Genomic DNA, 20,950 nt, shown 5'->3' with positions numbered 1-20,950 from the left:
TGTCCCGAAAGCTCGAAGTCATCTGTGGTTGTGAAATTTCCAATTCATCTTAAGGCAATACCGCACCAGCTTTTTCATTCGCCGGATACGGCTACCAGTAGATCCGGCCACAGTGCATTGTCGCTCCGGCCAGTATCCGATGTGCTGAACGGTGGGTCTGACGCGTATCAGTTTACATAGGATGTTTGTGCGTGGCATCGGGCCTCCTCATATTGAAGACACCCGGTGCCCTGATGCTTTTACTTGTTTCATATGTAAAGGAGAGCATCTGGTTTTGGAATACGGGTAAGTGTACAGGTCACTCTCACAGAATGTACGGAGAACGCAGTTCCGACGGCCTGCATGGAAAGGACAACTCTGCTGACAGAATGACTACCAGTTCACCTCACGATAAATTCTGCATGCAGAGCGCCTGCGGCTTTAATGCTCTTAAGAATGTCAATCATGTCGCGTGGTGACACGCCCAGTGCATTCAGACCGCCAATTACCTCTGACAGCGATGTGCCGTTGGGTATTTCTGCCAGTCCGATCCCGGGTTCTTCTTCAATCTCCGCTGTTGTTCGGGGGACGATTACGGTTTCACCTTCTGCAAATGGGTTTGGCTGCACGGCAATCGGCGCTTCCTCAATACGCAGTGTCAGATTTCCCTGAGACACCGCAACACGCGAGATCCGTACATCTTCTCCCATCACGATTGTTCCTGAACGCTGATCGACGACTACACGTGCCTTGCGTTCCGGTTCGACAAGAATGTTTTCGATACGGCCGAGCGCATGCGCAACTGAGGCCATACGGGTCTCGGTGATGCTGAGCCTGACTGTGCCTGAGTCCAGCATAAATGCTACTGGCCGCCCGAAATTATTGTTAATCGCCTGCTCGATCCGCGATGCGGTTGTGAAATCAGCGTCGCGAAGCGCGAGCCGCAGGGTTGAAAGCGCCGAAAGATTAAACTCAATTTCGCGTTCAACCCGTGCCCCGGATGGGATCATCCCGGCGGTAGGAACTCCTTTGGTCACTTCGGCTCCGTCCCCTGCGGCAACGGCACCACCAGCGATTATCGTGCCCTGAGCAACTGCGTAAATCTGGCCATCCGCTGCATTGAGCGGGGTCATGATAAGAGTGCCTCCCAGCAGACTTTTCGCGTCCCCGATTGCTGAGACCGTAATGTCGATCTGGCTGCCGCTGCGTGCGAAGGGCGGCAGTGCGGCCGTTACAAGGACTGCTGCCACGTTTTTAGGCCGGAACTGTTCACCACTGACATTCACCCCCAGGCGTTCAAGGATATTGGCCATGATCTCCTCGGTAAACGGCGAGTTCCGAAGCCCGTCCCCGGTCCCGTTGAGGCCGACGACAAGACCGTATCCGACAAGGTCGTTGCCCCGTACCCCATCAAATTCCACGAGATCCTTTAACCTGACCGGCCCGGCTTCTGCCTGAAATGAAAAGGAAAAAATTACGCCAACGAGGATGAGGAATGATTTCACAGGAAATTCACCAAAGAAAGCTGAGCATTACGGGCGGTTACTGCATAAAGGCTCTGCAGATAGAATTGCACATTCTCCAGATCCGTTGCGGTTTCAAAGGGGTCTGCAGCCAGAAGATTATTTCTCGCAAACTCAATACTCGTTGCCTCCGCCTGATTTCTGGCTGCAACGAGTTCAATCCGCTCTTCGGTAAAGCCTATCCTCGATCTTAGCGCTGTGATGCGGTCCTGATCCGTGCGCATTCCTTCGCCAAGCATACCAAAAAGTTCAGACTGTCCAGGCACATCAAGCCCAAGCGCGGGATCATTTGTCAGTGCGGCAACAGTTACATTCATCAACAGTCCTTTAAGGGCCTCATCATTCGCTTTTACGTCCAGTGTTACTTCTTCCGTTTCGGACAACAGAAAGGGAGCAATCGCGGTGTCTGAACCACTGTAGATCATGGCATCGAAACCCGCAGGATCGGCGAACCATGTGGTAGCAGCCGCGAGAATGTCATCAGGCGTCGCCAACCCGGACAACACGGGGCGGAGGGTGTCCATCAGAACCTGTGCGTCCGGTAAAGGTGGTCGGTCAGTCGCCGTGCCGCCGAAGAGGCTGCGCCCCGCAATGTCGTCGTTCAGTGAATTGATAATCCCGCTAAGCTGCACCCGTGCATTTTCTGATGGATTACCGGCGACAACGCCGATCGGCCCACCGCTGGCAAGCAGCAGATCAATCCCGAGTTTGCCGCCTATGTCCTGTACCCGCTCAAGCGATACCTGCATTGCACCCGTAAGGTAGGCCGCTTCGCTGTTGGCAACCGAATAGCCACCAAGAACTTCGAGGGTTCGTTCAAGACTGGTGAGATAGCTGTGATTGCCGGCCAGCACACCGCGGACATCAGCGACCTGACCGCTCGACAACTCGTCGGTGAGACGGAAGAGGTCGTTGCGGAGAGAAACGCTGCGTCGTTGCATCATGAATGCGTGGGACAGATCGCCGATTGACGTGGAATTCATGATCAGATCCTCAGAATTGTTTGCATCATTTCGTCAGCGGCTTCGATCATCCGCACATTGGCTGCGTATGACTGCTCGACAATCAGGAGACGCTGAAGCTCCCTGTCGGTGTCAACTCCCTCGCTCAGCATCTGCTGAGTAAGTTCATCAAACTGCGACGACGCAAAACTGAGTTTCTGTTCGGACTGAAAGCGGTCAGACCCAAGCTGCGACGTAAGAGCGGAGGCAAGATTGATCGCGGAAAATGCGCCGGCACCAAAATCCCCGGAACCTGGAGCACGCGTTGTCTGAAGGGCCGTGGTGAGGCTCTGGATCAGCCGTGCGTCTCCAACCTCTCCGGGGGCGACGGCGTTCAGACCATCCCGGATGCGCCACGGCTCACCGCCCTGACGCACATCAACCGCTGCGTTTATTTCGAGGCGACCGGACAGTCCGGTTTCGTTGGCAGGGTCAAGCCACATTCCTTCATCTGTAAAAAGGCCCGCATCTCCGGGTAGAAGCGTGGGGTCGACGGCAGGGTCCTGAAACCGTTCAATCAGATCGCGGGCAAGTGCGTCCAGCTGCGTCTGCGCGTCCGTTCCAAGTTCGTCGCGGATCTCAAACTCGGCTCCGAGTGAGCCGCCTCCGAGAGCGCCGCGTTCACTGTCGGTGCGCACTTCAATGCCGTTGACAGTCAGTCCCGACAATGTACCGGCGCCAAGATTCATATAGGCGGTCACCTGATTGACGGCCATAAACTCAATCTCTGCAACGCCGCCATCAAGCAGGATGGCGCCGCCGGTGGAATAGAGTGCAATTTTGCCGTTATCTCTGGGAACCTGACGCACCGGGACCATGTCGCTGATCTCATCTACCAGAGCCTGCCGCAGGTCATAAAGGGACGACGGATCTCCACCCAGCGTAATTGTCCGGGTGATGCGGCCGTTCAGTTCCCTGACGTTTTCCAGCGAGGTGTTCAGCCTGTCGACCTGAACGCTGATGTTCCGGTCGGCTTCGCTGCGAGCCTGCTGCACTCCGACAGAGGCGTCCGATATGATGCCGGCCAGATCACGCGCGGCCTCAACGGCCCCCGAAAGCCGCTCCGGCGCATCCGGACGGCTCGCTGCTGTGATGAGCGTCTCTTCGAATTTCGCAATTCGCGCAGACAGAGATGACGGCTGATCCGGCGTGCCGAGCATATCCTCGTAGCGGGTCAGAAACTCTGTCCGGGCCGTGGCATTCCGGAAGGAAGCACCCGACAACCGGACATCGGCCAGCAAAGCAGGGTTCACGTTGCGCATTACGCCATCGACACTGACGCCACCCATTTGTGACGACGACAGCGAGAGGTTTCGCACGCCGTATCCCGGGGTCATCGCGTTTGCGATGTTTGACGAGATGATCTCTGACGTGCGCCCGGCCGCGCCGAGCCCTGTCATTGCGTTGGATAGTGCTGATGAAATGGACATTACCGCCCTTTCTGTGTGAAGCCCTGGTCAGTGACGGCCTGCATCACCGTTTGATGTTTGTCGTTTCCTGCAGCATTTCATCCACGGTCTGTATTACCTTGGCATTGGAGGAATAGGCGCGCTGCGTTTTGATCATATCGGTCAGTTCGCCAGCCACATCCGTGGTGGATTCCTCACGTGCAAAAGAAACGATGTCGCCCGTCGGACCGTCACCGGCGTCCCACAGAAAGAAGGTGCCGCTTTGCCGGGATGGCAGATAGGTCTGGCTGTCAAAAGCCTGCAAACCGTTAGGGTTAGGGACGTTAATCAGGGGTATCTGATAAATTGTACGGATCTCACCGGTATCAAATGACGCGCGCACATAACCGTTTGCATCGACGTCCACGCCGACAAAGTTACCGATTGCCGAGCCGTCTTTGGTCACTGAGATCGGTGCGAAATTATAGGACAGCTGCGACAGGCCTTCGGTATCGCCGAGCGCGCCGATATCTATTTCAATAGGGCCGGCCGCGACGTTGATCGTCAGCAGCCCGGTCGTATCGTCATAGGGTGCGCTGGCGCCGACCGGCGTGACGGATGCCAGAGAGCCACCGCCGACACGGGCGTCGGTAAAGGTCAGCGTATATTCACCGATGACCGTGGCCGGATCGGTGGAATCGAACATCTGCATGGTCCAGCTGTTCGTTGCGGGATCCGTCGGAAGAGCCGGAACTGCAGGCGTGAAAGTGATATTCACGCTTTGAGAGGTGCCGAGGTTATCAAAATACTCAACTGAAATCTGTTCGACGAGACCGGCGGAATCTGCCTCCGTCGCGGTGGCAGGCAGGTTGATGCCGAGTGCCATCTGTGTCGTCGGATTGCCTGCCAGCTGACCGGTGTTGATACGCACCGGTTCGAGACCATCAGCAGTGTCGCGGGGATAAGGCGGAATTGTTCCGTCGTTTGCCGCAGGCCAGCCCATCAGGACAAGGCCGGACTGAGATGTCAGGTATCCTTCGGCATCGGTCCGAAAGGATCCGGTGGTGGTCAGAAACATCGGCGCATCGGTTCCTGCGGTCTGAACCTGAGCGGCCTGAGCCACGGGCAGCATGCCGCCGCCGCGCACCGCAAGATCAGTCGCATTCGAGGTTGAAATCAGGGTGCCGCGCTCATCGATCAGGCGTTGCGTGTTTGCCCGTACGCCGCCTGCCGCATAAGACCCGCCCCCGCTTGACAGCACCATGGATTCAAAATCCGTTTCGACCCGTTTGTAGCCGTAGGTGGATGAATTCGCGATGTTGTCCGAGATGGAGGCCAGACGCTGTGAATTCGTCTGCAGACCCGCAACCCCTGCGTTGAGCGAAGATGAAATGGACATAAGCACGCCTTTCTGATGTGTAATCCGGTCAGGACCATCAGATAAAGGCGCCGGCTTAACACCGCGCTAACAGATAAAATGCGCCACATTTTTGCCCTGGTTCACCGCAGCAGCACAATCTCGACCCGCTCGTTGCGGGCAGCCATCGGATTATCATCCGCCAGCTCACGGTCGGCATGACCGGTCACCCGGTGCACACGCCCCGTCGCAACGCCACCCTGCTCAATAAGAAGCCGTATCTGATCCGCACGATCAGATGAAATATCCCACACCGGGCTTTTTGCGACCACGATCGGGCTCGACTGAACATGCCCGCCGATGGCCACCGGATTGGTTACCGTCTGGGCGACGCTGGCAACAAGGTCTGTCAGATCACGCAGCAACTGCGTCGGCTCGGCCGTGCCGGCTTCGAATATCCTTGCGCTTTCGGTTGAGAACAGCTCGATCACCAGTCCTTCGTCAGTGATGCGCGTGACAATATGCTCGAGCAGATTGTTCATGACGGTGCTTTCACCGCCACGCCCCATAAGCTCGTCCATCAGAGCCTTCAGTGCCGCCTCTGCCTGATCAAGATCGCCGCCTGTGGCCGTCATCCCGCTTTGTCCGCGCGACTGTTTCTGAATTGTCGAATGTTCTGCAGTCGCACCCGTACCGGTCTGCGGCAGGGTGTCCTCGGCCATCATACTGTCGCCGCCGAAGTTACCGTCCCCACCACCGGAAATCCGGTTGATCGGAACCGTCGGCGAAAAATAATCCGCCAGTCCGGAGCGTTGTTGTTCCGTCGTTGCATTCAACAGCCACATCATCATGAAAAAGGCCATCATTGCCGTGACGAAATCCGCATATGCGACTTTCCAGGCGCCACCATGGTGGCCGGCTGCGATAACTTTTTTCCGTTTGATGATGACCGGTGCCAGATTGCTCTGCGCGCCCATATCTCCACCACTCTTTATTCACCCGACCCCGGGTATAACGGGCAAGGTGTTTCGATCGGCTTAACAGGGAGCAGGTTTCGGCCGGATGTCCGGGTTAATCCCCGCGTGCGCGGGCCAGGCGGATCTGTTTCTGCCGCTCGCGAAAGCGGTCTTTGTCAAAATCCGTGGTCTCGGCAAAGCACTGATGACAGCTCACGCCTTCCTCAAATTCCGGTCGTGCCCGGTCCTCGGGCAGGATCGGCCGGCGGCACCCGTAGCACAGTATGTGCGGCCCTTCGCGCAACCCGTGCCCGACGCTGACCCGCGCGTCAAAGACAAAGCATTCGCCCTGCCAGGTGCTGTTCTCCTGAGGAACGTCTTCAAGATATTTCAGAATACCACCCCTGAGGTGAAACACGTGATCCACACCCTGTCCGAGCAGATAGTTGGTCGATTTCTCACAGCGGATCCCACCGGTACAGAACATTGCGATTTTCTTGTCGCGGAAACGGTCTTTGTTCGCTGCCCACCAGGCCGGGAAATCCCCGAAACTGGCGGTTTCAGGATCAACGGCGCCCTTGAAAGTGCCGATCGCAACCTCGTAGTCATTGCGCGTATCGATCACGGCAACATCCGGATCGGCGATCAGGTCGTTCCAGTCCTGAGACTCGACATAGTGGCCGGTCCGGGCGCGCGGATCGACATCGGGCTGGTGCATGGTCACGATCTCGCGCTTGATGCGCACCTTCATCCGGTTGAAAGGGGGCGTATTGCTCTGCGCCTCTTTCCATTCCAGTTCTGCGCAGCCCGGCAGGGACTTCAGGTGCGCAATCACCGCATGTATCCCGGCAGCAGGACCGGCAATTGTTCCGTTCACGCCCTCGGGTGCCAGCAACAGCGTGCCTTTGACATCCTGTGCCAGACACAGATCAAGAAGCGCCGGCTTAAGGGCCTCAGGCGCGTCAAACCGGGTAAAGTGATAGAGAGCGGCAATCGTGTACATGGGCGCTCAGATACGCCCGCCGGCGCGATCAGGCAAGAGGCGGCATCGTGCCCGCACCGGGCCTTGCCATTGACGCGGGAGGCGCCCCCGCTTACCCAAATGCAGGTGAACACGGGAGCGCAGATCATGACCACGGCCCTGATTGTAATCGATGTGCAGAAAGACTTCTGCCCGGGTGGCGCGCTTGCCGTGCCCGGCGGGGATGATGTTGTCGACGGCATCAACATGCTGATGGCGGGCGCGGAGGCGGTCATTCTGACCCAGGACTGGCATCCTGCCGGGCACTCGTCGTTTGCGTCTTCGCATGTGGGTAAATCACCCTATGACATGATCGATATGCCCTATGGCCAGCAGGTGCTCTGGCCCGATCACTGCATTCAGGGCAGCCTCGGCGCACAGTTTCACCCGGCGCTCCAGACCGACCGGGCCGATATGATCATTCGCAAAGGGTACAACCCTGCGATCGACAGTTACTCAGCACTTTTTGAAAACGACCACGAGACACCGACGGGGCTTGACGGTTACCTGCGCACCCGTGGAATTACTGACCTGACCATGGTCGGGCTCGCGCTTGATTTCTGTGTGAACTTTTCGGCGGTTGATGCTGCAAAGAAGGGGTTCAGGGTGACGGTGCGCGAAGATCTCTGCCGCGCCATTGACCTTGAAGGCTCGCTTGCGGCGGCGCGCGCGGGCATGCAGGTGGCGGGCGTGACCCTGGAGACCGGCAATGGTTGATATCGCCTCCCGCGTCTGGAACCACAAATGGAAAATCGACCCGATTGTGCGCTCACTGATCGACACTGATTTTTATAAACTGCTGATGTGCCAGTCGGTCTTTCGCAACAAACCCGACACCCGCGTGACCTTCAGCCTGATCAACCGCAGCAAAGACGTGCCGCTGGCAGAACTGATCGACGAGGGCGAGCTGCGCGAGCAGCTCGATCATATCCGGTCGCTCTCGCTTTCTCGTGGCGAAAGCACCTGGCTGCGCGGCAATACCTTTTACGGCAAACGCCAGATGTTCCGGCCGGATTTCATGGAGTGGTTCGAGCAGCTGCGCCTTCCGCCTTATCACCTTGAGCGCAAGGGCGATCAGTATGAGCTGACCTTCGAGGGAAGCTGGCCCGAGGTGATGCTCTGGGAGATCCCGGCGCTGGCCGTGCTGATGGAGTTGCGGGGGCGCGCCGTGCTCGACACCATGGGCAAGTTCGAGCTTCAGGTGCTTTATGCCCGTGCCATGACCCGCGTGTGGGAAAAGATCGAGGCCATGCGCGATATCAAAGACCTGTCGATTGCGGATTTCGGCACCCGGCGGCGCCACAGCTATCTGTGGCAGGACTGGTGCGTGCAGGCGATGCAGGAAGGTCTCGGCAGCGCCTTTACCGGCACCTCGAACTGTAAAATCGCCATGACCCGCGAGCTGGAAGCGATCGGCACCAACGCCCATGAGCTGCCGATGGTCTATGCGGCCCTTGCAGAGAATGACGCGGAACTGGCACAGGCGCCCTATGACGTGCTCTCCGACTGGCATGAAGAACACGAGGGTAACCTGCGCATCATTCTGCCGGACACCTTCGGCACCCGGGGGTTTCTCGACAAAGCGCCTGACTGGCTGGCGGGGTGGACCGGCATCCGTGTGGACAGCGGCGATCCGGCTCAGGCCGCCGAACTCGCGATTGGCTGGTGGAAAGAGCGTGGAGAAGACCCGTCCGAAAAGCGCGTGATCTTCAGCGATGGCCTCGATGTAGAGACGATCCGCACCCTGCATGAGCAGTTTTCAGACCGGGTGAATGTCTCATTCGGCTGGGGAACACTCTTGACCAATGATTTCCGGAACCTGGTGCCGGACGACCGGCTCGCACCCTTTTCACTGGTGTGCAAAGCGGTCAGTGCCAACGGAAAACCCACCGTCAAACTCTCTGACAACCCGAACAAAGCGATGGGGCCTGAGGATGAAATCGAACGGTATAAACGCGTCTTTGATCTGGAAAAACAGGTGGCGCAGGAAGTGATCGTCTGAGAGCGGCCACAAGCATGTGCGGAGCACGAAATGACGACTGACAGCCACACCACCCACGACGCTGACGAAGACCTGCGCAACCGCGACATCAGGATCTGGGTCAACGGCGCACTTTTGCACCGTGACGAGGCGAAAGTCTCTGTCTATGACAGCGGCTTTCTGCTGGGAGACGGCATGTGGGAAGGCATGCGGCTCTACAATGGCACATGGGCGTTTTTTGACGAACATATGGACCGCTTTTTTGCGTCCTGCAAAACGGTGTCGCTTGATGTGGGCATGGACCGTGCTGGTATCCTTGATGCTTTGACCCGCACGGCGGCGGCCAACGATATGCACAGCGAAGTGCACTGCCGTCTGATGCTGACCCGCGGCGTGAAAGTGAAACCGTTTCAGCACCCGTCGCTCAGCCGCACGGGGCCGACGCTGGTGATCATCATGGAGCACTCAACCCCGGTGGACAGCCTGCAGTCGGCAGGCATCCGACTGGCCACGGTGCCTCAGGTGCGCGGCCTGCCGATGTCGCAGGACCCCAAGCTCAACAGCCATTCAAAACTGAACTGCGTGATCGCCTGTCTGCAGGCTGAAGAAGCCGGTGCCGACGAAGGGCTGATGCTCGACCCGCATGGATTTGTGAACACCACAAACGCCTGCAACTTCTTTATTGTGCGCCAGGGTGAGGTCTGGACCTCCACAGGGGACTACTGCATGAAAGGTGTCACCCGCCAGAAGGTTATCGACCTCTGTCGCGCAAATGGCATTCCTGTTTTTGAGAAAAACTTTTCTCTTTACGAAGTTCACGGTGCGGATGAGGCCTTTCTGACAGGCACCTTCGGGGCGCAGACGCCGGTGGCCTCGGTAGACGGCAAACCGGTCGGAAACGGCAAAAGACCGGTCACCGAAAGGATCCGGAAGCTCTATAAAAACCTGATTGAAGAAACGACCGGCAGGCCGGACTGATCACATCGCGCTGATCACAGGGTGATGACAGCATCCACCTGTGTCCCGCCTGCTGCTCGAGCGGGGGCGTCTTCGGGGTTGATGACCCGGACCGGCCGCCCGGCGGCGTCTTCGGAACCATCCGGCAGAACAAGATAAAGCAGCTCATCACGGCGCACGACGCCGATGCCGCACTTCTTTGCGATCTTGTGCAGATTGACCCGCACGGTAGAGCGCGACCAGCCGGTTTCGGCTTCAAGCTGCGCGCTGGTAATTCCGTTTTTCAGGGCACGGATGATATAGGCGGCGACCGTATGGCTGTCGGGCATGTGCAGGTCGGACCTGTGGCGCGCCGGTTTGATCAGGACACGATCGGACATGCGGTTGTTAAGGGCGCGAAGGCGGCGGCTGCGGGGATCAATGCTCATAGAATATCCTGACCTTGTTACTCGTCAAATGGCGTCGCGTTCTGCAGGCCGTTACGATCTTCCGTCGTTCTGGGGCCCGTATCCGCGTTGCCTGACATTGTCTGCGCCCCGGGTGCGGTCTCATCCAGAGGCGCTCGGGTGGTGTAAATTACCTGCCGGGGCTCGCGCAGAAGGGCGAGAGACGGGGCCGCGCATCCGGTGCGGGGCGTGACATAATTGGGTCCGGAGCGGCCGGGCAGGGCACCCGCTCCGGAACAGAACTGATCAGCCGGCTCAGGTGAAACAGCAACAGAACCGCGTGTCACCACACGGTCCGAACCTACGCTGCATCCTGAAATAACTGCGACCATCAAAAACAACGATGGCCTTAAAGTTCTGGTTCTGAGGTTCATACAAACTCCTGCGTGCGCCCCACCCAGAACTGATTAACCGGACCTCGTCACTGATACTCACAGCACCGGTCATGTCGAACATATGCCACATTTCTGCTGCATTTCAACTTTTTCACCCGATCGTCGCCGCTGCGGAAACATTGCCCCTTACATGAGGCGATTAAGCTGTGCAGACCCGCTCTGAGAGGGTGGTTTTACATGCCTGGCAAGTAAGACTGGTGCTTATAAAATAAATAATAACAGCATGTTAAGTGTTAATCAGCCACCGGCAGGAAGAATGTGTCAAAATCGTGCCCCCAAAATCCGAATCGACCGGTAACAGGCGGGGAGATCAGCCGTAAAAGGCGCGCTCCGGCACGTTTCGGACAGGAATGCGGCAGGAGCATGACGGTCCGTCACGAGGCGGTTCGGCTCAGCGACGCCCGACTGACTGACGGGCCTGGCTGACCAGGCGGCTCATGCTGCCAAGCTCAACCGCGTCCGATACGAACCGGTCATCCGACAGGACGTTCAGCAACCGGTCATGCTCTGCATGGTCGGGGGAACATACATCCTGATTCCGGAACACTTCGGCAGCTACATGTCCCCAGTTTCTCAGGCGCAGGAAGTAAACACCGTCGGCGCCGACTTCCCGTGCCAGATCCACAAAGGCCGGCATCTGCAGATAATTTGCCTGCTGCACGACAAAGTCCAGCCTCAGAGTGTCGATTTCGCCGCGCGTGTTAAGATCTCCCAGAAACCTCAGATTTTTGACCAGAGTATCAAAGTCCCCGCCACGCCGCAGGACGGAATAGGTTTCCGGCTCGGCGGCATCAATCGAAATCCATACAGAAGAGACATTGTCCCGGAGATTGAGATCGGTCCAGGCCCGTTCGTTCAGCAGCAGGCCGTTTGTATGAAGCTGAATGCGCCGCGTCGGGGATTTTGTTCTGGTCAGGCGCTGCAGAATATGGCGGAAATGGCGGCTGCCGAAGGGATCTCCGGAGCCCGTCACCTTGATGTGCCTCGCATTGCGCACGATCGGGAGCAGGTGCTCTTCGAAGATATCGTTCAGCTTTGTGGTCTCTTTATGCGGAAGACTGATCAGACCGGTCCGGCAGCTCGGGCAGGATATATTGCACGAGCGGTCATGCGACAGGATCACCCGTTGCGGCCCTTTCTCGGCGCGCAGTGCCGGCGCCGGAGTGCCGGTAGCGCGTTCCGGCAGACGACGCCCTGCGATCGAAGGGCAGTGCCACCGGCTGCAATGCGTGAAATCGCCGTCCAGCACCGACCGCCTGATCTCACGGGCGCGTTCAGAATTCCAGAAGCCGTCCGGTTTCGGGGCATCCAGTCGCCCGATAGGCACCGGTTGCCACGCGGAACAGCAGAAGTGTACCTGACCGGTCGTGCGCGACTCCATTTCTCTGAACGGCGCGTTGCACATCCGCGTTTTGAGCCAGCGATCGGTCTCGGTTTCCAGATCTGCAGATTTCTCCTCCGCCGCGTCAATCAGGCGCTGTGCGAGCAGATCGTGATGATCCCGCCCCACAAGCTCGCGCGCGAGCATCTTCGTATCGCTCCAGCGCTTCAGCCGCAGGCTCACCCATCCTGCGACGACGAGCAGGACGGCGGGTATTTCCGTGCGGTTCTTTACAGCATGGGCGACCAGAGCCTTTTTATCCGCGTCACTGTGACCTGCGTCGAGTTCCTTCAGAAGCTCTCTGACAAAATCAATCGCGTTCTTTTCCGGGCCGTCACCCAGCCTGCGTCGCCGAAGATACGTTTTGTCCTGTTCTGCGAGCCATTCGAGCATGGCCGGCTGACGGTCATCCTGCCCGGTGCGTAAAGGATCGCCGTCCTGATGTGCAGATTGCATGAGTGTATGCTGCCGGTTGGGTCCGGGGGGCTGCGTCAGTATCCGGACAGTGATCAATTACGAGCGGTGGTAAAGTATTGCCCTGATCGGATCTCGGATCAAGAAACATGACGCCCGGAGCACTGCCTTCTTCAGACACGTTTACGGGCCCGCGCTGTCTGTGCGGGCCCGTCAGTCTGGTCAGCCCTGGAAGGCCTTACGCGGCGAACCCCAGTTTGGTGACGTGGATTTCGAACGTCGGGTGCATTTCGGCACCTACGACGCTCTCCTTGTGGTGCCGGTATATCGACCGCCAGTAGGGCTGAATGATAACGCCTTCGTCCTGCATGATCTTCTGCAGCTTTGCCATCACCTCGCGTCGCTGGTCGGCATCGGCGATCGCCAGAGCGTCTTCCAGCAGGCTGTCGAATTCCTCGCTGGCAAAGGCGCTTTCATTCCACGCCTCACCCGACTTATAGGCCAGCGCCAGAACCTGAACGCCCAGCGGACGCTGTGCCCAGTCAGTGCTCGACAGAGGATATTTGGCCCAGTCGTTCCAGAACGTCGCTCCGGGCAGAACGGTGCGTTTCACATTGATCCCGGCATCGCGCAGCATTGATGCCGCCGCATCTGTCGTGTCCTTGCGCCAGGTATCATCGATCGAAATCAGATCGTGCTCGAAATCGCCCATGCCGGCCTCGTCCAGCAGCGCTTTGGCGCCGGCGGGGTCATAGACCGGGGCGGGCAACTCCGCATACTCGGGATGAATGGGAGAAACATGATGGTTTTCCGCCACCCGGCCGTTGCCTGAAAATCCGAGCTCCAGCAGAACCGCATTGTCGACCGCCATCGCAAGGGCGCGACGCACCCGGACGTCCGCATAAGGAGTGTTGCCATCCACGACAGCCTCCTGATTGGGGCGGATGACCACCGTGTTCGCGGTCACAGCTTCGGATTTTGTCAGGCCGATATCGTCGAGGATAAAGATGAAATCACCCAGCGATTCGTACACCATATCGACCTCATCGGCATCAACAGCGGCTACGATACTTGCCTGATCCGTGCCAAAATCGAGGTATTCGATACGGTCGAGATAGGCGCCCTCTCCCCACCAGGTGTGGTCCTCGTTTTTCACCAGCACCGCGCGTACACCAACCTCAAACTCAGCAGGAAGATAGGGCCCGGTACCGATCGGGTTATCAAGCGGGTCACCGTTGAAACTCTGGTGTACGATGGCAGCGGGGTAATCCGAGAACCCGGCGATCAGAGTGATGTCCGGCTTGTCCAGCGTCAGCCGCACGGTGGCGTCATCGACCACGCTGATGGCTCCTTCGCGGGCTTTGCCGGTCTCTGCATCCACCAGCGAGCCCATGCGGGACGCCATCGAATTGCCTTCGACGCCCTTGTCGCACCACCGCTCAATGTTGAAGGCCACGTCCTGCGCGGTAAAGGCATCACCGTTGGTCCATGTGACCCCGGGCCGGACGGACAGCATGTATTCCGTGGCGTCTTCGTTGACCTCCCAGCCCGAGAGCAGCATCGGCTCAAAGCTGCCGTCAATCTGGTACTCGACCAGATACTCCAGATACCCGCGGGTATAGTTGGACATCTGCGGCCAGTCATAGGTGCGCGGATCTTTCAGCGCTTTGACCGTTGATTCAATGCGCAGCGTACCGCCCGCCTGAGCGTGGGCCGCGGCTTTTGCCGGTTGAGCAAGACCCAGAAGACCGTAGGCGGCCGCGGCAGTGACGCCCAGAGATGTGGCACGGGTCATGAATTCGCGCCGCGACAGCGTGCCGGCCTCTGTTTCGCGGGCATATTTCAGGGCAGCGGGGTGAACGGTTTCTGAAAACGTCATAAAATTCTGGCTCCGGTATGGAAGTGAAAGTGAAAGACCTGAGGGCAGGCGAAGTATCTGCGTGGCAGAAGGAAGGATCTCACTCTGTGCCACGACGGGCGGAATGCCCGGAAAACGACATAACCCAACAAAAACGACATTTGCCTGAATTGCAAGCGGGGCCGGTTGGCAGCGCGCCCGTATGACGCACTCTGCGCTTTTTCGGGCGGCATCCTCTCCGGACCGGGTCTGGTGCGGCGACAATATTCCATAGCGGTCGGGACATTTTCTGCTTGTGGTCTGGATGCAGGTCACAGAGCCGTTTGGCCGGGCCTGCATGACCGGAAGAGAAAGCGCCGGCCCTTGTGTTGGCCGGTAAAACCTGTGGTACAGTCTGATTCACGCACAGGGCTGCGCCAGACCCGCACGAAGCTGATGAGGATTTTGTTTATGGAATTTGATAAGGTTATGGCTGTTATCGCAGCTCTCACCGGGGAGCCGGTCGATCCGGCGGAAACTTTTGGTGATATCGCGAGGGGCGGCCACCACGACGCCTTTCCTGTCACGATAAACCGATGCCCGAGTGCCCCGGGGCCGTCAGAAGTGGAAGGGCGGAGCATCATCTGCGGGTCCGTCAGGGTGCCGGAGGATCACGATGCACCCGACGCAGAAAGCCACATCAACCTGCAGTTTGCGGTTATGAAATCCCGCTCAGGCACGCCTGCGGAAGATCCGCTGCTCTACCTGCACGGGGGACCGGGCTCAGGCAATCTCGACGGCCTTGCGTATTTTGCACAGGTTTTCGACCCATGGCGCCAGACGCGCGATGTCATCATGTTCGACCAGCGCGCCGCGGGCCTTTCCTCTGCGAATGTCGCCTGCCACGAGACGATCACCGATCAGATTGATGCCGTGGTCCGGGACGACAAAGGCGCCGTTTTTGAGGCCTGTTTCGCCGAACTGCAGTCTTCCGCGCGCGATCTGAGTAAATATAACACCCTGCAGAATGCTTATGATACGCGGGCGGTGATGCAGACACTGGGATATGAAACCTACAACATTTATGGCATTTCCTATGGCACCAAGCTTGCGCTGGAGGTGATGCGGAGCGCCCCTGACGGTGTGCGATCGGTCATCCTCGACGGCGTCATCCCGCCCTGGATCCCGGGGTATGACACTCTGGCGACGCCTCTGAACGACTCGATGGAGGCACTGGTCACGGAGTGCGCGCAGGATACCGCGTGCAATGCGGCTTATCCTGACCTCGGATCTGTTCTCAACGACGTGCTGAACAAAGCAGAAGCCGGCGAGCTTACCGGTCCGGACGGTGATGTGGTGCCTCTGGAGGCTGTGGTCTCGATGTTCGAGATGCGAGCAAAGCACCTCTCTCGTCTGAGTATCACGCCCTATATGCCGGCGATGATCTACGAGTTCGCGCGGGGCGAGGCTTTGAGCCCGGCGATTGATCTGGTCTATGGCAACGGGTTTATCCTGCCGGACGACAGAATGGCCGCTCTCCGTGCCGGGGTGACCGTGAACGATCACGAAAGCCGGACCCTGCTGGATCTCGCGATATCCCAGGCTGAAACGCTGAAGGAGACGGACCACGGACTGAGCCTCACCCTGCCCGCGCTGCGCGATGCCGTGCGCCGGTCGCGTGATCTGGGCCCGCTGGCTGCGGTGCTCGACGAAGAGCTTTCCCGGGCAGGGACATCCGCGCTTGGAGACCCGTCCCGGACGGTCGCTATGGCGCGTGATTTCGCAGCACTGGTCGCCGGTTCCCCGACAGCAGAGGCGCTTACCGCCTTTGTCGCCATGCATTTTGAGGGTGACGCCCGCGCGCGGCTGAGCGCGGTCATCGCCGCTATGAATACAGAGGAAATCGACGAATTCTTCCGCTCAGCCGCCATGTCGGTTCAGTTCAGTTCAGTCAGTTTCACCAATACTGTCGATCTGTGGATTTACGCCTGTCAGGAGGACATCCCGTTCAATTCTCTTGCCGGGTTCGAAGAATTGCGCAGCACATATGCCTATCCTGCTGTCACAACCTACTGGACTCCGACCACCACGCAGTATTTCGCGATCTGTGAAATGTTTGACCATCATCCGCGCGAAAACTTTCAGGTGCCCTTTGCCAGCGATATTCCGACGCTGGCCATTGGCGGGACATGGGACCAGCAGACATCCTGGAAATGGGGCGCCGCTGCAATTTCCGGGTTTTCTGATGCGCAGGCCCTCGTCTTTCCCGAAACCGGCCACGGATCAGTTCTGTATGCCCGCTGTGTCTCTGATATCGGCCTTGCCTTCACCCATGATCCCGGTCGGAAGTTTACCGATACCTGCGCACAGAGCTTAAAACCGGAATTCTACATTGCGCCATGGGTTCAGTAGCCGGGCAGGGCCCCGCAAAGCGCCCCGCGCTGATGAAGCCAATGGCACGATGAGTGCGATACCGCGCGCCGTTCAGTTCTGTGCCGCCGCACGAACAGGGGAGTGAAAGGTGCACAGGCCACAAAGCCCGCGCCGTGTGTCGCACGTGTTTACAGATTGCTGAGAGTTGACTGGTGCCCAGGAGAGGACTCGAACCTCCACACCCTTGCGAGTACTAGCACCTGAAGCTAGCGCGTCTACCATTCCGCCACCTGGGCAGGTGTCGTGGATCAGGCGTGTAAGCCCAACGCTGAGAGGTGTCAAACGGAATTTTGACACCCGATTCATCCCGGGTCATCGCTGCCCGGGCAGGACAAAACCCTGCACCCGCGCGGATTTGCGCCTTGTTTCACTGCGGGGCGGGGGGTACATCGGGTAAGGGCGCACAACGCAATGAGGCACACTATGTCAAAGCTGGTCACGATCTATGGCGGTTCAGGTTTTGTCGGGCGTTATATCACCCGCAGAATGGCGAAAGCCGGCTGGCGTGTGCGGGTCGCAGTGCGTCGCCCGAACGAGGCGATCTTTGTGAAACCCTACGGCGTCGTGGGCCAGGTCGAGCCGGTGCTCTGTAATGTGCGCGATGATGCCTCCGTGGCTCAGGTGATGCAGGGCGCGGATGCTGTCGTGAACTGCGTCGGTATCCTGGCGGAAAGCGGCAAAAACAGTTTTGACGCGGTGCAGGCCGAGGGTGCCGCCCGGATTGCGCGCCTTGCCGCCGAAGCAGGCATCACCCGGATGGTACAGATCTCAGCCATCGGCGCTGATGAAAATTCTGACAGCGACTATGCCCGCACCAAAGCTGAAGGCGAAGCCGCCGTGCTTCGCCATATGCCGGATGCTGTAATCCTGCGGCCTTCAGTGGTCTTCGGGCCCGAAGATGAATTCTTTAACCGCTTTGCCGGTATGACCCGCACGAGCCCGTTCCTGCCGGTCGTCGGTGCGGATACGAAGTTTCAGCCCGTCTATGTGGACGACGTCGCGCAGGCGGCGGAACGCGCACTTACCGGGAATGCGGCCGCAGGCATCTATGAGCTTGGCGGACCAGAGGCGAAAACCTTCAGAGATCTTATGCAGCAGATGCTGGAAATCATCCACCGCCGCCGCCTCATCGTGAATATTCCGTTTTTCGTCGGGCGGATGATGGGATGGGGTTTTGACCTGCTGCAGACCCTGTCGCTCGGGCTCATCCCGAACAGGATGATCACCCGCGATCAGGTGCGCAATCTTGCCAACGACAACGTGGTGTCCGCAGATCAGAAAACCTTTGCTGATCTTGGGATTACACCGACGGATATGGGCTCCGTGCTGCCTGAATATCTGTGGCGGTTCCGCCCGTCGGGTCAGTACGACGCGATCAAGGAATCAGCCCGTAATCTGCGCACCTAGCTATAGGCGATCACCAGCAGAATGATGCCCAGAACCACCCTGTAAATGACATAGGGCGTGAAGCTGACACTGTTGAGCAGGCGCATCATGAGCGCCAGCGCCCCCAGTGCCGCAAGGAAGGCAAAGACTGCCGCGATTGCGCTGTCGCGCGCCAGAGCCCGGTCGGCATCGGCAATCACGTCAAAACTCAGCAGCACGCCGGAGGCGAGGATGGTCGGGATCGACATCAGCATCGCCAGTTTCGCGGCCCCTTCGCGGCCATAGCCAAGGCGCCGCGCAGCGGTAATTGTGATCCCTGAACGCGAGGTGCCCGGTATAAGCGCCAGCATCTGGGCAAGGCCCATCAGGGCTGCGTCTTTGATCGACCATTGCGCAGAGGTTTTGCGTGTCCCGCCGGTCTGATCCGCCCAGTAGAGCACCAGACCGAAGATCAGCATCGCCCAGCCGATCACGGCCACAGAGCGCATCATTTCATCAAGCCCGGCGAGCCTGATCGCGAGGCCGGCTATGGTCACCGGCACTGTCGAAATAACGAGGCAAAGGGCCAGAAAGGCGCCCTGGGTGTCGACCCGGCCTCGCAGCAGCCTGCCCATGCCGGCGATCGCGATCCGGACGTCCGGCCAGAAGTACAGAACCACAGCCAGCAGCGTGCCGATGTGAACAGCCACATCAATGGCAAGACCCTGATCCGGACCGCCGGTCAGGGCGGGCAGCAGCGCCAGATGACCTGACGAGCTGACGGGCAGGAATTCGGTAACCCCCTGAATGATCGCAATGATGAGAAGCTGAAGGAGTGTCACTGCGCTGTCCTGAAAATCTGTGCCCGCCTGTGGTATAAGCGCGGGGAATCAAATGGAAAGTGGCAATTTAGGTCCGATTCGGTCATACTTTTTGCTGTTTTACCGCACCACGCCACCACAACAAGAGAAAAATTCCCATTAAAGGTCAGTAAGGCTGACTTTATTTCCATTCGGACATGCGATAGAGGGAGGGCTGTTCTGTTGCGGAGGAAATAGACGATGGCTAAGCAACCAATGCTGAAATTTGTGACCGTGGAGCGGGATATGCCTGTAAAGCGGGACGCAGGTATACGCAAAGAAGACTTCCGCGAGATTTATGCCGAGTACGCCGCAGAAAAGGCCCGCGAGCAGTCCGGCCGCTGCAGCCAGTGCGGCGTGCCTTACTGCCAGAGCCATTGCCCGCTGCACAATAATATTCCCGACTGGCTGCGGCTGACCGCCGAAGGGCGGCTGCAGGAAGCCTATGAGGTGAGCCAGGCCACAAACACCTTCCCCGAGATCTGCGGGCGGATCTGCCCGCAGGACCGCCTGTGCGAAGGCAACTGCGTGATTGAGCAGTCCGGCCACGGAACGGTCACCATCGGGGCGGTCGAAAAATACATCACCGACACCGCATGGGAAGAAGGCTGGGTCCAGCCGATCAGCCCGGCGCAGGAACGCACTGAATCTGTGGGTATCATCGGCGCAGGCCCGGGCGGGCTCGCGGCGGCGGATGTGCTGCGCCGCGCCGGCGTGCAGGTCACTGTCTATGATCGCTATGACCGCGCCGGGGGTCTGCTCACCTATGGCATCCCCGGTTTCAAGCTGGAAAAGGACGTGGTGATGCGCCGCAACGAACAGCTGGAAAAAGGCGGCGTTACTTTTGAGCTTAACTGTAATGTGGGCGAAGACATCACCTTCGCCGAACTGCGTGACAGGCATGACGCTGTGATCATCGCCACCGGCGTTTACAAAACCCGCGAAATCGAGGCGCCGGGTGTGGGTGCCGGGGGGCTCGTCCGGGCAATCGATTTCCTGACGGCCAGCAACCGCAAAAGCTTCGGTGACCCCGTGGAAGAGTTTGATTCCGGCATGCTGAATGCCGAAGGCAAACGCGTGGTCGTGATCGGCGGTGGCGACACTGCAATGGACTGCGTGCGCACCTCGGTGCGGCAGGGTGCGACGAGCGTTAAGTGTCTCTACCGCCGCGACCGGGCAAATATGCCAGGCAGCCAGCGCGAAGTGAAGAACGCCGAAGAAGAGGGTGTGATCTTTGAATGGCTCTCCGCGCCAAAGGGTTTTGCAGGCGATCCGGTGACAGGGGTTATGGTGCAGAAGATGCGCCTTGGTGCACCTGATGCCACCGGGCGTCAGGCGCCCGAGGTGATCGACGGCGCGGATTACGTCGAAGAGGCGGACCTGGTGATCATGGCGCTGGGCTTTGAGCCCGAGAACCTGCCGACGCTTTGGGATCAGCCTGAGCTGCCGGTAACGCGCTGGGGTACGGTCAAAGCTGAGTTCACCACCGGGGCCACGGATCTGGAAGGCGTCTATGCCGTTGGTGACATCGTGCGGGGCGCGAGCCTCGTGGTCTGGGCCATTCGTGATGGCCGCGACTGCGCCGAGGCGATCCTTGCGAAACTCGACACGCCGGACGCCATTGCAGCAGAATAAACCCCGGTCACAGGCCGTGCA

The 20,950-nt window shown here is 58.8% G+C and carries 16 protein-coding genes and 1 tRNA gene; 6 read left to right on the top strand and 11 right to left on the bottom strand.

Features of this window, described 5'->3' with window-relative positions:
* Positions 1-380: 380 nt before the first annotated feature.
* The 6 genes from G3256_RS18240 to trhO all read right to left on the bottom strand — a co-directional run bounded on the left by G3256_RS18240 (position 381) and on the right by trhO (position 7,207).
* Positions 381-1,484, bottom strand: coding sequence for a flagellar basal body P-ring protein FlgI (locus G3256_RS18240; protein ID WP_169642180.1), 1,104 nt, complete (start codon positions 1,482-1,484; stop codon positions 381-383).
* Entirely contained in the window at positions 1,481-2,485 is a 1,005-nt protein-coding gene (locus G3256_RS18235) for a flagellin (RefSeq protein ID WP_169642179.1), read from the bottom strand. The genes G3256_RS18240 and G3256_RS18235 overlap by 4 nt, the downstream gene beginning before the upstream one ends.
* A 2-nt stretch (positions 2,486-2,487) precedes the next feature.
* The gene (gene flgK / locus G3256_RS18230; RefSeq protein ID WP_169642178.1) at positions 2,488-3,933 is read right to left on the bottom strand and encodes a flagellar hook-associated protein FlgK; all 1,446 of its coding nucleotides are present in this window, start codon (positions 3,931-3,933) and stop codon (positions 2,488-2,490) included.
* Between the two features lie 43 nt (positions 3,934-3,976).
* Positions 3,977-5,290, bottom strand: a complete 1,314-nt coding sequence (locus tag G3256_RS18225) for a flagellar hook protein FlgE (RefSeq protein ID WP_169642177.1) — start codon at positions 5,288-5,290, stop codon at positions 3,977-3,979.
* 101 nt (positions 5,291-5,391) lie between these two features.
* Positions 5,392-6,225 carry a flagellar motor protein MotB gene (locus G3256_RS18220; protein ID WP_169642176.1) on the bottom strand — a complete coding sequence of 278 codons (834 nt, stop codon included), beginning with the start codon at positions 6,223-6,225 and terminating at the stop codon, positions 5,392-5,394.
* A gap of 94 nt (positions 6,226-6,319) precedes the next feature.
* Positions 6,320-7,207: an oxygen-dependent tRNA uridine(34) hydroxylase TrhO gene (trhO, locus tag G3256_RS18215; protein WP_169642175.1), complete on the bottom strand. Its 888-nt coding sequence runs from the start codon at positions 7,205-7,207 to the stop codon at positions 6,320-6,322.
* Positions 7,208-7,333: 126 nt separating this feature from the next.
* Here trhO and pncA point away from each other — a divergent pair, with 126 nt between their 5' ends.
* Genes pncA through G3256_RS18200 form a run of 3 tightly spaced genes read left to right on the top strand, consistent with a single transcriptional unit; the run spans position 7,334 to position 10,184 of the window.
* Positions 7,334-7,942 carry a bifunctional nicotinamidase/pyrazinamidase gene (pncA, locus tag G3256_RS18210; RefSeq protein ID WP_169642174.1) on the top strand — a complete coding sequence of 203 codons (609 nt, stop codon included), beginning with the start codon at positions 7,334-7,336 and terminating at the stop codon, positions 7,940-7,942.
* Positions 7,935-9,227: a nicotinate phosphoribosyltransferase gene (pncB, locus tag G3256_RS18205; protein WP_169642173.1), complete on the top strand. Its 1,293-nt coding sequence runs from the start codon at positions 7,935-7,937 to the stop codon at positions 9,225-9,227. The genes pncA and pncB overlap by 8 nt, the downstream gene beginning before the upstream one ends.
* Positions 9,228-9,257: 30 nt before the next feature.
* Positions 9,258-10,184: an aminotransferase class IV gene (locus G3256_RS18200; RefSeq protein ID WP_169642172.1), complete on the top strand. Its 927-nt coding sequence runs from the start codon at positions 9,258-9,260 to the stop codon at positions 10,182-10,184.
* Between the two features lie 14 nt (positions 10,185-10,198).
* On the opposite strand, the gene G3256_RS18195 is transcribed toward G3256_RS18200, so the two are convergent.
* The 3 genes from G3256_RS18195 to G3256_RS18185 form a co-directional block, all read right to left on the bottom strand.
* Positions 10,199-10,591: a hypothetical protein gene (locus tag G3256_RS18195; protein ID WP_169642171.1), complete on the bottom strand. Its 393-nt coding sequence runs from the start codon at positions 10,589-10,591 to the stop codon at positions 10,199-10,201.
* Between the two features lie 804 nt (positions 10,592-11,395).
* Entirely contained in the window at positions 11,396-12,841 is a 1,446-nt protein-coding gene (locus G3256_RS18190) for a radical SAM/SPASM domain-containing protein (protein ID WP_169642170.1), read from the bottom strand.
* 196 nt (positions 12,842-13,037) lie between these two features.
* Positions 13,038-14,678 (bottom strand): ABC transporter substrate-binding protein, encoded by a 1,641-nt coding sequence (locus G3256_RS18185; RefSeq protein WP_169642169.1) that lies wholly within the window; start codon positions 14,676-14,678, stop codon positions 13,038-13,040.
* A gap of 429 nt (positions 14,679-15,107) precedes the next feature.
* Here G3256_RS18185 and G3256_RS18180 point away from each other — a divergent pair, with 429 nt between their 5' ends.
* Positions 15,108-17,048 (top strand): alpha/beta fold hydrolase, encoded by a 1,941-nt coding sequence (locus tag G3256_RS18180; RefSeq protein ID WP_169642168.1) that lies wholly within the window; start codon positions 15,108-15,110, stop codon positions 17,046-17,048.
* Positions 17,049-17,219: 171 nt separating this feature from the next.
* On the opposite strand, the gene G3256_RS18175 is transcribed toward G3256_RS18180, so the two are convergent.
* Positions 17,220-17,305: transfer RNA gene (locus tag G3256_RS18175), tRNA-Leu, on the bottom strand.
* A 187-nt stretch (positions 17,306-17,492) separates the two neighbouring features.
* Here G3256_RS18175 and G3256_RS18170 point away from each other — a divergent pair.
* Positions 17,493-18,476, top strand: coding sequence for a complex I NDUFA9 subunit family protein (locus tag G3256_RS18170; protein WP_169642167.1), 984 nt, complete (start codon positions 17,493-17,495; stop codon positions 18,474-18,476).
* Here G3256_RS18170 and G3256_RS18165 read toward each other — a convergent pair.
* Positions 18,473-19,276: an undecaprenyl-diphosphate phosphatase gene (locus tag G3256_RS18165; RefSeq protein ID WP_169642166.1), complete on the bottom strand. Its 804-nt coding sequence runs from the start codon at positions 19,274-19,276 to the stop codon at positions 18,473-18,475. The genes G3256_RS18170 and G3256_RS18165 overlap by 4 nt on opposite strands.
* A gap of 219 nt (positions 19,277-19,495) precedes the next feature.
* Here G3256_RS18165 and G3256_RS18160 point away from each other — a divergent pair, with 219 nt between their 5' ends.
* On the top strand, positions 19,496-20,929 hold the full coding sequence (locus tag G3256_RS18160) for an NAD(P)-dependent oxidoreductase (protein ID WP_169642165.1): 1,434 nt from the start codon (positions 19,496-19,498) through the stop codon (positions 20,927-20,929).
* The last annotated feature ends 21 nt before the right edge of the window (positions 20,930-20,950 follow it).

This window comes from Roseobacter ponti (assembly GCF_012932215.1).
GTDB lineage: Bacteria > Pseudomonadota > Alphaproteobacteria > Rhodobacterales > Rhodobacteraceae > Roseobacter > Roseobacter ponti.
The sequence above is the reverse complement of the archived record's forward strand: the minus strand, read 5'-3'. Positions and strand labels throughout refer to the sequence as shown.